At 64.8% G+C, this 12,465-nt stretch carries 13 protein-coding genes; 9 read left to right on the forward strand and 4 right to left on the reverse strand.

Annotated features, from left to right (window positions below; translation table 11 throughout):
• The first annotated feature begins 13 nt into the window (after nt 1-13).
• On the forward strand, nt 14-1,075 hold the full coding sequence (gene zapE / locus E7681_RS09890; protein ID WP_136339126.1) for a cell division protein ZapE: 1,062 nt from the start codon (nt 14-16) through the stop codon (nt 1,073-1,075).
• Nucleotides 1,076-1,464: 389 nt separating this feature from the next.
• Here the strand turns inward: zapE and E7681_RS09895 are convergent, their stop codons facing one another.
• The 4 genes from E7681_RS09895 to E7681_RS09910 form a co-directional block, all read right to left on the reverse strand.
• Entirely contained in the window at nt 1,465-2,736 is a 1,272-nt protein-coding gene (locus E7681_RS09895) for a bifunctional folylpolyglutamate synthase/dihydrofolate synthase (protein WP_136339127.1), read from the reverse strand.
• Entirely contained in the window at nt 2,733-3,656 is a 924-nt protein-coding gene (accD, locus tag E7681_RS09900; protein ID WP_136339128.1) for an acetyl-CoA carboxylase, carboxyltransferase subunit beta, read from the reverse strand. Before accD ends, E7681_RS09895 begins: the two co-directional genes overlap by 4 nt.
• Nucleotides 3,657-3,720: 64 nt before the next feature.
• Nucleotides 3,721-4,656, reverse strand: coding sequence for a CPBP family intramembrane glutamic endopeptidase (locus E7681_RS09905; protein WP_168733186.1), 936 nt, complete (start codon nt 4,654-4,656; stop codon nt 3,721-3,723).
• Nucleotides 4,623-5,516 (reverse strand): CPBP family intramembrane glutamic endopeptidase, encoded by an 894-nt coding sequence (locus tag E7681_RS09910; protein WP_136339130.1) that lies wholly within the window; start codon nt 5,514-5,516, stop codon nt 4,623-4,625. The genes E7681_RS09905 and E7681_RS09910 overlap by 34 nt, the downstream gene beginning before the upstream one ends.
• 132 nt (nt 5,517-5,648) lie before the next feature.
• Here E7681_RS09910 and E7681_RS09915 point away from each other — a divergent pair, with 132 nt between their 5' ends.
• From E7681_RS09915 to E7681_RS09950, 8 genes are all read left to right on the forward strand, one after another.
• On the forward strand, nt 5,649-6,269 hold the full coding sequence (locus tag E7681_RS09915; protein WP_136339131.1) for a hypothetical protein: 621 nt from the start codon (nt 5,649-5,651) through the stop codon (nt 6,267-6,269).
• 79 nt (nt 6,270-6,348) lie between these two features.
• The gene (locus E7681_RS09920; RefSeq protein WP_136339132.1) at nt 6,349-7,122 is read left to right on the forward strand and encodes a DUF6478 family protein; all 774 of its coding nucleotides are present in this window, start codon (nt 6,349-6,351) and stop codon (nt 7,120-7,122) included.
• A gap of 10 nt (nt 7,123-7,132) precedes the next feature.
• Nucleotides 7,133-7,510 carry a hypothetical protein gene (locus E7681_RS09925; protein ID WP_136339133.1) on the forward strand — a complete coding sequence of 126 codons (378 nt, stop codon included), beginning with the start codon at nt 7,133-7,135 and terminating at the stop codon, nt 7,508-7,510.
• A complete protein-coding gene (locus E7681_RS09930) occupies nt 7,507-7,932 on the forward strand; it encodes a GFA family protein (protein WP_211089785.1) in 426 nt (141 codons plus the stop codon). The genes E7681_RS09925 and E7681_RS09930 overlap by 4 nt, the downstream gene beginning before the upstream one ends.
• Nucleotides 7,933-7,967: 35 nt before the next feature.
• Complete coding sequence (locus E7681_RS09935; protein ID WP_136339134.1) at nt 7,968-8,261, forward strand: monooxygenase; 294 nt, start codon at nt 7,968-7,970, stop codon at nt 8,259-8,261.
• Nucleotides 8,262-8,341: 80 nt separating this feature from the next.
• Nucleotides 8,342-10,375: an NADPH-dependent 2,4-dienoyl-CoA reductase gene (locus tag E7681_RS09940; RefSeq protein ID WP_136339135.1), complete on the forward strand. Its 2,034-nt coding sequence runs from the start codon at nt 8,342-8,344 to the stop codon at nt 10,373-10,375.
• A gap of 67 nt (nt 10,376-10,442) precedes the next feature.
• Nucleotides 10,443-11,357 (forward strand): AEC family transporter, encoded by a 915-nt coding sequence (locus tag E7681_RS09945; RefSeq protein ID WP_211089786.1) that lies wholly within the window; start codon nt 10,443-10,445, stop codon nt 11,355-11,357.
• A gap of 150 nt (nt 11,358-11,507) precedes the next feature.
• On the forward strand, nt 11,508-12,413 hold the full coding sequence (locus E7681_RS09950; protein WP_136339136.1) for a LysR family transcriptional regulator: 906 nt from the start codon (nt 11,508-11,510) through the stop codon (nt 12,411-12,413).
• Nucleotides 12,414-12,465: the final 52 nt, after the last annotated feature.

Consider the following 12,465-nt stretch of genomic DNA (forward strand, 5'->3'; position numbering starts at 1 on the left):
TATGCCACTCGCCATGACCCGGATTCAGGACACATACCGCACCCGCGTGGCCGATGGCTCTTTGCACGCCGACGAGGCGCAGCAAGCCGTCCTGCCCGAGTTTGACCGCATCTGCGAGGAGGTCTCGCGCCCCGCGAAAAAGGGCCTGTTCCGCAAGGCCCCGCCGCCGCCCAAGGGCCTGTACCTGTGGGGCGGGGTCGGTCGCGGAAAATCCATGCTGATGGACCTGTTCGTCGACCACCTGACCGTGCCCGCCCGCCGCGTGCATTTCCACGCCTTCATGCAGGAAATCCACGCCGCCATGCACTTGAACCGTCAGGCCGGGGTCGAGGACGCGCTGGCCCCCGTCGCGAACGACGTCGCCGCCTCGGTCAAGGTGCTGGCCTTCGACGAGATGCAGATCACCGACATCACCGACGCGATGATCGTGGGCCGCCTGTTCGAGATCCTGTTCGCCAAGGGGGTGGTCGTGGTGACGACCTCGAACCGCGTGCCGGATGACCTGTACAAGAACGGCCTGAACCGCCAACTGTTCCTGCCCTTTATCGAGATCATCAAGGACCAGATGGTCGTGTGGGAAATGATCTCTCCCCGCGATTACCGCCAGGACCGCCTCAAGGGCGCGCCAGTCTACTTCTCGCCGATCAACGACGCCAGCCGCCAGAAAATCCGCGAAGTCTGGGAACACCTGTCGGGCGGCGAGTCCGAGAAACTGGTGCTCAAGGTCAAAGGCCGCGACGTCGAACTGCCCGAGTTCCGCAACGGCGTCGCGCGCGCCAGCTTCTACGACCTGTGCGGCAAGATGCTGGGCGCCGGCGACTACCTGGCCATCGCCGAGGCGGTAAAGGTGCTGATCCTGGAAAACGTCCCCCGCCTGGGCCGCACGAACTTCAACGAGGCCAAACGCTTCGTCACCCTGATCGACGCCCTGTACGAGGCCAAGGTCCGGCTGATCTGCTCAGCCGCGGACGAACCCGAGAGCCTGTACATCGAAGGCGAAGGCGTGTTCGAGTTCGAACGCACCGCCAGCCGCCTGCGCGAAATGCAGTCCGAGGACTGGGCCGCCGAAGACTGATCCAATTGTGCGCCTGCGGCGCGCTGGATATCTTGGCATCGGCCTGCGGCCGTTGCCTGCGGTGTTGAGGGGCGCTGCCCCTCTTGGCCTGCGGCCAATTCACCCCGGGATATTTTCAAAAAGAAGAAGATAAGCGCGCGTCTTGGCTTCTTTCTGACTAAAATACTCCGGGGGAGTCCTCTGAAAGAGGACGGGGGCAGCGCCCCCTAATAAAAAGGGGGCCGTTGGTTCGGCCCCTCTTTCTGTCCTGCCTGTCTAACCTGTCGTCCCGGATGGTGCGGATGTACCATCTACGGTTCGGTGGGTGGGCCACCGACGAATGCCTTGGGTCGACCATAGGCGAATCGGTGCGAATCAGTCAACAGAAAGTGATTCGGTCCGATTCGGGATCAGCCGTTTTCGCGCAGCACCGCGCCGGCCAGGTGCAGCGACCCGCAGATCAGGACGCGCGCATGGGCGTCGGTGGCTGCGATTGCCTGCAGGGCCGAGAGCGTGGTTGTGGCGATCTCGTTCGGCAGCTTTGCCTTTGTGGCGGCGGCTGCTGTGGCTTCGGCGGGCAGGGTCAGTGGCTCGTCGGGGATGGTGACGGCATAGAGGCGTTCGGCCAGACCGGCCAGCGGGGTCAGGTAGCCCACCACGTCCTTGGTGTTGAGCATCCCGCAGATCAGGTAGGTCGGGCGTTTCGGCAGCGTGGCCAGATGTGCGGCCAGCGCCTGACCGGCGGCGGGATTGTGGCCGCCGTCCAGCCAAAGCTCGACCCCTGGGGCGGCCTCCACAAGCGGGCCGTGGCGCAGGCGTTGCATCCGGGCGGGCCAGTCGGCGCGGGTGACGGCGGGCTCGGCGGCGGCGTCCATCCCAAGGTGGCGCAAGGCGGCCAGGGCGGCGCCTGCGTTGTGCAGCTGATGCGCGCCGGGCAGGTTGGGCAGGGGCAGGTCCAGCAGGCCGCGTTCGTCCTGATAGATCATCCGCCCGCGTTCTTCCCACACCTGCCAGTGTTGCCCGTAGACCAGCAGCGGCGCGCCGAGGCGGGCGGCTTTGGCCTCGATCACCTCCAGCGCCGCGTCCTCTTGCGGGCCGACGACGCAGGGCACGCCGCGCTTGAGGATCCCGGCCTTTTCGCCGGCGATCTGCGCCAGGGTGGTGCCCAGATAGCTTTCGTGGTCCAGCGAGACCGGGGTGATGATCGTCATCGCCGGGTGCGGGATCACGTTGGTTGCGTCCAGGCGGCCGCCCAGGCCGACCTCCAGCAGGCAGTAATCGGCGGGCTCGCGCGCCATTGCCAGCAGGGCGGCGGCGGTGGTGATTTCGAAGAACGTGATCTCTTGCCCGGCATTCGCGGTCAGGCAATCCTCCAGCACGTGCGCCAGCGCGGGTTCCGAGATGATCTGCCCGCTCAGCCGGATACGCTCATGAAACCGCGCCAGATGCGGCGAGGTATAGGCATGCACACGCAGCCCCTGCGATTCCAGCCCCGCCCGGATCATCGCCTGGGTCGAGCCCTTGCCGTTCGTCCCGGCGATATGGATCACCGGGGGCAGCTTGTCCTGCGGGTCGTCCAGCGCGTGCAGCAGGCGCCACATGCGGTCCAGCACCAGGTCGATGGTGACGGGGTGCAGGGTCTTCATCCGCTCCAGAAGGGCAGAGGAGGCGTCCGGGCTCATTTCTTGGGCTTGGCGGGCGCTTCGGGGGCGGCTTCGTCCTCGGGGGCGGGCAGGTCGCCCATCACCGCGGGGGGCATCGCCAGCAGCATGCGGATGATGGTGATCAGCTCGTCCCGCATCTCGGTGCGCGGGGTGACGCGGTCCAGCATGCCGTGATCCAGCAAGTATTCGGCGCGCTGGAACCCTTCGGGCAGCTTTTCACGGATGGTCTGTTCGATCACGCGGGGACCGGCGAAACAGATCAGCGCGTTGGGCTCGGCGATTTGCACGTCGCCCAGCATCGCGTAGGACGCGGTGACGCCGCCCGTGGTCGGGTGGGTCAGCACGACGATATAGGGCAGGCCCGCCTCTTTCAGCATCTGCACGGCGACGGTGGTGCGGGGCATCTGCATCAGCGACAGGATGCCTTCTTGCATGCGCGCGCCACCGGCGGCCGAGAACAGCACCAGCGGGCGGTTCAGTTCCACTGCCTTTTCGGCGGCGGCGATGATGGCGTTGCCGACATACATCCCCATCGAGCCACCCATGAAGCTGAAATCCTGGCAGGCGGCCACGATCGGCGTGCGGCCGATCTCGCCGTGGGCGACCAGCATCGCCTCTTTCTCGCCGGTGGATTTCTGGGCCGACTTCATGCGGTCGGGGTATTTCTTCTGGTCGCGGAAATGCAGCGGGTCGGCCAGCGGTTCCGGCACGTCCACCTCGTTGTAGACACCGCCGTCGAACAGCGCGTCAAAGCGCGCGCGCGGGGTGATCGCCATGTGGTGGCCGCAGTTGGTGCAGACGTTCAGGTTGTCCGACAGCTCGCGGTGGAACAGCATCGTTCCGCATTCGTCACACTTGGTCCACAGGTTCTCGGGCACCTCACGGCGCGAGAAGATGGAGTTGATGCGCGGGCGGACGTAGTTGGTGATCCAGTTCATACGGCAAGGGCCCCTGTTATACGGTGTTGCACAGTCAGATAAGGCGGACGCAAGGGAAATGCAATCAGCGCCGTACCGCGACCCGTGCTGCCAGCCACATCAGCAGCACGAAACCCAGCTCGACGGCGAAGCTTGCGTTCAGCCAGTCCAGCGGCGCGCCCTCGGCGTAAGTGCCGTATTCCTCGCCCCCGTCCGAGGGGAACAGGAACAGCGCAAGGCCGCTGTCGTCCATGCCCTCGTCGCCGAAGAACATGAAGGCGTAGATGTTGTTGGCCAGATGGAACCCCGCCGCGGCCCCCAGATTGCCCGTCCGCGCCGTCAGATCCGAGGCGGCGACCCCGAAACAGAACGCCCAGACCACGTATTGGATCGCATCGTTCAGCGGCGCTGCCGAATCCCAGTGGGCATAAGCGAACAGCAGGTTGGGCACCGTCAGCCAGACCCAGGGGCTGTTGAACCGCGCGGCGATCTGGCTTTGCACGTAGCCGCGATAGAACAGCTCCTCGGCGCCGACCTGGGTCAGCAGGGCGGCCAGCGTCACCGGCATCAGCGCGATCCAGCTGAACAGGCCGCTCACCACGATCCCGTCGGTGTTCCAGTAGGGGGGCAGCAGCTCGGTCAGCAGGAACAGGCCCAGCACCGCCAGCGTCACCTGCCGCATCTGCCGCCATCCGGGGCCGATGCCGAACAGCCCCAAAGCCTCTCGCCGCTGCAGGATCTTGGCGGCCAGCACCACCGCCGCCCCCAGCAGCACAAAGCTGAACAGCTGCGCGATCAGCCCCAGTCGGGTCGTGCCGTAATAGTACCCCTCGGTCCAGACACCGGGCAGAGGGTCCAGCATCGCGTCGGTCAGTGCCATCGCCGCGGCATACAGCGCCTCGACCAGAGCCACGCCGATCAGCAGCCGCACCGGGTCAGACACCGCGCGGGCGGGGGCTACGATATGTTCGTGCAGGCGATACGCGCTCAGCATTTCAGCGCCAGACGGGCGGCCAGCCACGATGTCACCATCACGCCCAGATCAATCAGCAGGTAGGGCCACAGCCGGTCCGGGTCGTCCAGCGACACTGGCAGCCGGTACAGCGCCAGCCCCGACAGCAGGTCATCCGGCGCCACGAACAGGATGGCCGAGGCATTGGTGGCGAAATGCAGCGCGATCGCCGGCCCCAGCGAACCTGAGCGCGCCGTCAAATCCGCCGCCAGCACGCCGAACAGCACGGCCCAGGCGATCATCAGCCACGTCGTCTCGGGCAGATCCGGGCGGTAGTGCAGCAGCCCGAACATCATCGCCGGAACGCCCATCCAGACCCACGGGCTTGCGAAACGTGCGCCCAGTTGCTGTTGCAGGTAGCCCCGGAACAGCATCTCCTCGGCGCTGACCTGAATCAGCAGCGCAGGCAGGGCCAGCGGCAGAAAGCGCAGCCAGTTCGACAGGGGAACATTCGCCTCGATCCCGTCCAGCGCCTCGGACGGGGGCAGGATCCAGATCACCACGTTCAGCAGGGCCACAGCCGCCAGCACCCGCACGAATTGCGGCCCGACCAGCGGCAGATGGCCCAGCAGGCTCAGCGCGGGGCGCTTGTGCACCTGCCCGGCGACAGCCATGACCGAGATCGCCATCAGCCCGAAACTGGCCAGCATCATCACCGCGCCCATCTGGGTGTTGCCCAGGGCCATCTCGGTCTGCACGGTCATCAGGGCGTCGGGCGGCAGCAGCGCGATCAGCACCGCGATCACCGCCCATTGCAGCCCTGCAAAGATCACCGTCCCCACGGCCAGCCCCATCCCCGTCCGCCACAGTTCCGCGCGGGCGCGGGCAGGGCGCAGCATCAACTCGTGGGCGGCGTAGGCGGGCGGCATGTCTGGCCTCGGGCGGGAAATCGGGTCCAAACCTGTTTATCCGGCTTTGGGGCGGTGTGACAGGGGCAAGTCGGGGTAACTTTTTCCCCCCTTGGTCCCTCTTGCCCGGTGCGCAGACGCGCGCTATCCCGTTTGGACGACAACCACGAGGACGATCCCATCCGGACACCGATCTCATACGCGCGCGGGCTGAGTGCCGCGCTGGGCCTGGTCCTGGTGGCCGGCTGCCTGCCGTCGGATGGCGGCAGCCAGACAAAGGACCGCGTGGCGCTGCGCAAATCGTCCCTGTTGCAGGGCCAGATCCAGATCCCCGCGCCGCAGGGCTATTGCGTCGATCCCGCCAGCCAGAAAGACCACGCCCGCGCCGGTTTCGTGCTGATGGCCGGGTGCGACGGCCTGTCGGGTCTGCCGCCCGGATCGATGGTCACGCCGGCGATCCTGACCGTTTCGGCGCTGATCCCGCAGCAGGGCACCCCGGACGTCCAGAACATGCTCCGCGCGCTGGGCGAGGACGACATCCTTTCCCGCTCGGAAAAGGACGGGCTGCTGATCGTGCAGGTCCGCGACGACAAACTGGTCCCCGAGGGCAGCGACCCCACCCATTGGCGCGGCGCGATGGTGTTGGACGGGGCGCTGGTGACGATGGCGGTCTATGGCAATGACGGGATCGCGGGCGACAAGGGCCGCGCCTTGCTGACCAAACTGGCACAGGGCGTGCGCACGGCCACCGCCAAGGCCCGCTCGAAATCCTGAGGGTATGCAGGTTTCATTAACGGGCTTCCCCTTAGAACGGTTTCCCGTAGGATAGGCGCGCAGGTACAGGCCAATTCGCATGTCATTGATCAACAGCCGCATTCTCAGCAGACTGGCCCATCGCCGCGTGGTTCGCCACTGGGCGGCCTTGGCGCGCGATGCGGGCACCACCGGGCTGCACCGCCTGCGCCAGCAGCGCACCATGGCGCGCGAGCTGCGGGCCCAGCTGGACGCCCTGATCCACGACGCCGACAACCGCCTTGCGCTGCCCCTGCTGGGCAACACCGCGTTCCGCAAGCCGCACGGCTCGGACTGGTCGTGGCGGCCAGAACTGTGGCGCGGCCCGCTGCCTGTGCCCGGCATGTCCTCGGTCCCCAACGGCAAGATGCTGGGGGACGAGGTGACGCTGTTCCACGACTGCCATTTTTCCGAACTGACCCTGCGCCAGTTGCGCAACCAGCGCGAATCCGATCTGGCACCCTATGGCTTGCGGCTGGACGTGTTCCGCTTTGACGGCTCGTTCCTGTCGCTGGTCGTGGACCTGCCGCAGGGCGCGCTCGACGGGCTGCAAAAGAAACACCTGATCCGCATGGACACCATCGTCGAGATGGAAAAACCGCTGGAGATTTTCGCCCGCCTGAACATCCGCCACGGGCCGAACACCGAACAGCTGGTGCGCGAACTGCCCCTGCACGAGTCCGAGATCATGGTCGAGTTCGACCTCGCCTATTCCCGCCTGAACGAAAAGCGGATCGACAAGGCGTGGATCGACCTCATCTTCGAGGGCCCCGAGATGAACCAGGTCACGATCCGCGATCTGACCTTCAGCCGCCGCCCGCGCGCCGAATTGTGAGAGGATGCAGATGAGCGAGTTGAAACTGACCAAGACCCGCCTGTTCGAAGGCGTGTGGGAGGGGTTCCTGACCTCGGCCTCGATGGACAACCTCCAGCCGGAACTGGAAGTCACCCACCTGAACGAACCCGTCCTTGGCCTGCAAATGACCGAGGACCGAGAGAACGGCCATTGGGTCGTCCGCATCCCGGTGCCGCTGGAAACCCTCTCGGACGGGGTGCAGACCTTTGTCATCCGCGAAAAACGCAGCGGCGAGGTGCTGAACAGCTTTGCCATCCTCGCCGGAGAGGCGCTGGGCGACGACCTGCGCGCCGAAGTCACCCTGCTACGCGAGGAGCTGGACATGCTCAAACGCGCCTTCCGCCGCCATTGCGTCGAAACCGCATGAGCGCGGCGCCGATCCCCGACACCTTCACCGGCGGCTGTGCCTGCGGCGCGATCCGCTACCGCTCGGCCCATGCGGCGCGCTACATGGGCAATTGCCATTGCCGCGACTGCCAGCAGGCCACCGGCAGCGCCTATTTCCCGGCCGTGGTGGTCAAGGACACGGATTTCACGCTGGAGCGCGGTCAGCCGAAATGGTTCACCCGCCCCGCCGATGCCGGCCACGCCATGCGCCGCGGCTTTTGCGGCGAGTGCGGCTCTCCGGTGCTGTTGGACAACACCGCGCGGTCGGGGATGGTGGTGATCTATGCCGGCAGTCTGGATGATCCCTCGTGGTATCACCCCAGCCGCGACATCTACACGGCCAGCGCCCAGCCCTGGGATCTGATGCATCCGCAGCTTCCGAAATTTCCCGCGATGCCCTGATCCGTGCTATGCTTTCCCCACTCAGGGAGGCGCACATGATCACCGAAATCGTCACCTTTTCCTTGCCCGCAGGCATCACCAAATCCGAGCTTCTGGACAAGTACAACGCCACCGTGCCGCGCTGGCGGGCCAACAAGGATCTGATCCGCAAGACCTATGTCTATGACCCCGACACCAATCGGGGCGGTGGCATCTACCTGTGGAAATCCAAGGCCGCCGCAAAGGCCGCCCACGATGCCGCTTGGTGCAAGATGGCCGAGGAGATGTACGGCAGCCCGCCGCATTTCGACTACTTCGACGCCCTGTTCATCATAGACAACGGCCATTGACGCAGCGGCCTGACGTCGCGTTTGGGCGTGACAAACGCCAGCAACCGCCCCCAGACTGAGCCAAAGCTGGGAGGCACGCCATGACATCATATCCGCACCTGTTGGCCCCGTTGGATCTGGGCCACACCACGCTGAAGAACCGCGTCCTGATGGGCTCGATGCACACCGGGCTCGAAGAAACCGGCGACTGGCCCCGCGTGGCCGAGTTCTACGCCGCCCGCGCCCGCGGCGGTGTCGGCCTGATGGTCACCGGCGGCATCGGCCCGAACCCCGAAGGCTCGGTCGCGTTCGGCGCCTCCATGATGACCACCGAAAAGGACGTCGCCAACCATTCCGTCGTCACCAAGGCCGTGCACGATGCGGGCGGCAAGATCGCCATGCAGATCCTGCACGCGGGCCGCTACGCCTATAACCCCAAATGCGTCGCCCCTTCGCCGGTGAAATCCCCCATCTCCCCCTTCTCGCCGCAAGAGCTGGACGAGGACGGGATCGAGAAACAGATCGCCGATTTTGTCACCGCCGCCACGCTGGCCCAGAAAGCCGGCTATGACGGGGTCGAGGTGATGGGCTCCGAGGGCTACTTCATCAACCAGTTCATCGTGACCCACACCAACAAGCGTACCGACCGCTGGGGTGGCTCCTACGAAAACCGCATCCGACTGGCGACCGAGATCGTCCGCCGCGTCCGCGAGGCGACCGGCCCGGATTTCATCATCATCTACCGCCTGTCGATGATCGACCTCGTCCCCAACGGCTCGACCTTCGACGAAGTGATCCAACTGGCCAAAGCGATCGAGGCCGCCGGTGCCTCGATCATCAACACTGGCATCGGCTGGCACGAGGCGCGCATTCCCACCATCGCCACCTCGGTTCCCCGCCGCGCCTTTGCCTGGGTCACCAAGAAACTGATGGGCCACGTCACGATCCCCGTCATCACCTCGAACCGCATCAACACCCCCGAGGTCGCCGAACAGGTCCTGGCCGAGGGTTGCGCCGATATGGTCTCGATGGCGCGCCCCTTCCTCGCCGACGCCGATTTCGTCGCCAAGGCCGCCAACGATCAGGCCGATCTGATCGCCCCCTGCATCGGCTGCAACCAGGCCTGCCTTGATCACACCTTCGGCGGCAAGCTGACCTCGTGCCTGGTGAACCCCTATGCCTGCCACGAAACCGAGTTGTACGATTCTTCGGCAAAATCTGACGAAAAACGGGGTAAACTGGCCGTTATCGGGGCGGGCCCCGCTGGGTTGTCAGCCTCTTTGACGGCCGCTGGCCGCGGCTGGGATGTCACCCTGTTCGACCGCGCCGGGCGGGTTGGCGGACAGCTGAACATGGCCCGCCAAGTGCCCGGAAAAGAAGAGTTTCACGGCCTTGTCGACTGGTACGAACGCATGGTCGCGCACGAGGGAATCACCCTCCGCCTGAACACCGAGGTCACCGCCGATATGCTGGGTGATTTCGACCAGGTGATCGTCGCCACCGGAATTATTCCGCGTGATCCGGAAATTCCGGGTCAGGATCGCGCTAACGTCCTGAGTTACATAGATGTTTTGCGCGATAAAAAACCTGTGGGGGATCGCGTCGCGGTGATCGGCGCGGGCGGCATCGGCTTTGATGTGGCCGAATATCTGGTCACCGGCGACAGCCCGACCGAGAACCTGCCCGAGTGGCTCCGCGAATGGGGCGTCACCGATCCCGAGGCCGTTCGCGGCGGTCTGGCCCCCGAAGGCCCGCAGCCCGAACCGCCCGTCCGCCAGGTCACCCTGATGCAGCGCAAGGCGCAGGCTTTGGGGAAAGGTCTTGGAAAAACAACGGGTTGGATTCACCGCGCCGCGCTGAAGATGAAGGGCGTCAAGATGTTGGGCGGCGTGAATTACGAACGCATCGATGATGACGGCCTGCATGTCTCGTTCGGCGAGGCGCGCGAAAATCCGACCGTGATCGCCGTCGATACCGTGGTTCTGTGCGCCGGTCAGCTGTCCGATCGCAGCCTTGCCGACACGCTGGAACAGCGCGGCATCCCCTGTCACGTTATCGGCGGGGCCGATGTCGCGGCGGAACTGGACGCCAAACGCGCCATCAATCAGGGCGTCCGTCTGGCGCTGTCGCTCTAAGGTCTTGGCGTTACACTTGTATTTTTCCCTCGCGGCGGTCTAATGGCCATGCGCGGGGGAAACATACATGGTCTTTCTGACGATCCTGCTGGGGCTTTTGCCCAGCTTTCTGATGGTCATTCTGGGCGGAGTGATCCGCAACCGGCTATCGGTTAACGCGTGGCAGGGTCTGGATCGGCTGAACTTCGAAATCCTGTTCCCCGCCCTCATCTTCACCGCCGCCTCCAGCCGCCCCATCGCCGTGGCGGACATCGTGCATATTGGTCCGGCGGTCTGGGCGATCCTGCTGGCGGGGCTGTGTCTGGGCTATGGGGCTCGGCGCTTTGGTCCCAAAAATTTTACTGATTTTGCAGGGGCTTGGCAGACGGCGTGGCGTTTCAACACGGCGCTTGGCTTCGTCGCGGTCGAGACACTCTCGGTTAAACCTGTCGGTATTCTGGCCGTCGCGGTGGGTATGGCGATCCCGATGGCGAACCTGTTTGCCGTCACCGCCCTGTCGCGCGGGGCAGGCGGATTTCGGCACACAATGGTTAAGATCGGGACCAATCCTTTCCTTCTGGCATCGGTCTGCGGCGTGCTTGTCGGCCTGTCTGGCCTGAAAATTCCGGGGCCCATCATGGCTCCGCTCGAGATGCTGTCACGCGCCGCGATCCCGGTGGCCCTGATCTCGGTCGGCGCGACGATGAACTGGGGCGCGCTGGCCCGTCTGAACGCCTTCAGCGGAATAATTGTGGCGACAAAGCTGATTTTTTTGCCCGCGTTAACCATTTCGACCTGTCTGGCCCTGGGCATCGATCCGGCGATTTCGGCCACGCTGGTCCTTTTTTCCGCCCTCCCAACCGCGTCGGCCGCGCACGTGTTGGCGGCGGGGTTTGGGGCGGATCGGGAATTGGCCGCAACGCTGGTTGCCCAGACAACATTGCTGGCCGCAGTGACGTTACCGGTGTGGATCACATTGGCACAATTGACTTTTTTCGGCTGAAATGGCGCGTCTGACCGATTGTTTCCGTGTTTCCCCGCCTTAAACGATCCCACAGATTACCCCGATATTGTCCGTCCCGTGCCCCAGTCGCGCCCCAATCTTCGGCAATACCAGATGCTGAGGAATGACGAATACCGAAGGGGATCGCGAATGGACCGCCTGACCGAGATGGAAGCCTTTGCCACCGTGGTAGACCAAGGTGGGTTTACCGATGCCGCCAAGAAAATGGGCATCTCTAAATCGGCGGTGTCAAAGCATGTCTCCAGCCTGGAGGCCCGCCTGGGCGCCCGCCTGTTGAACCGCACGACCCGCCGGGTCAGCCCGACCGAGATCGGCCTGGCCTACTACGACCGTGCACGCCGCGTGCTGAACGATGCCGGAGAGGCCGACGCGCTGGTCACCTCGATGCAATCCGCGCCGTCGGGTCTGCTGCGGATCAGTGTCGCCACCGATTTCGGGGTCAATCACCTGAGCCCCGTGCTGGGCGAATTTCTGGCGGAATTCCCGGATATTACGGTCAACATGGTGCTGAACAACCGCTATGTCGAGCTGATCAGCGAGGGCTTTGATATGGCCATTCGCATCGGCGAGCTGGAGGACAGCACCCTGCGGGCTCGCAAGCTGACCGAGACGACCAAACGGATGATCGCCTCGCCCGCGTATTTCGAAAAATACGGTCGCCCGACCAAGATCGACGATCTGAACGAGCACAAGCTGCTGCACTATTCCAGCCAAGCCGCTGGAAACGTGTGGAAAATCACCGCTCCGTCCGGCGAGAAGCGCCAGGTGCGCACCGCTGGCTGGCTGAGCGTGAACGACGGTCAGTCGCTGCTGAACGCTGCGGTTTCCGGCCTGGGCATCGCCTATCTGCACTCGTTCCTGTACGCCGACGCGATGGCGCAGGGTCTGGTCGAGGACGCGATCCCCGACCTGCCCGTCGAAACGCAGGGCATCTATGCGGTCTATCCGCCGGGCCGTTTCACGCAGCCCAAGGTCCGCGCGTTCATCGACTTCCTTGTGCATCAGTTCGCGGACAAGGGCCCGAACGACTGGTAATTTTCCTCCGAGTATCCTCCTGAAACTCCGCGCCCTTCGGGGCGCGTTTTTC

It is taken from the genome of Thalassobius vesicularis (assembly GCF_004799325.1).
GTDB classification, from domain to species: Bacteria; Pseudomonadota; Alphaproteobacteria; order Rhodobacterales; family Rhodobacteraceae; genus Thalassobius; species Thalassobius vesicularis.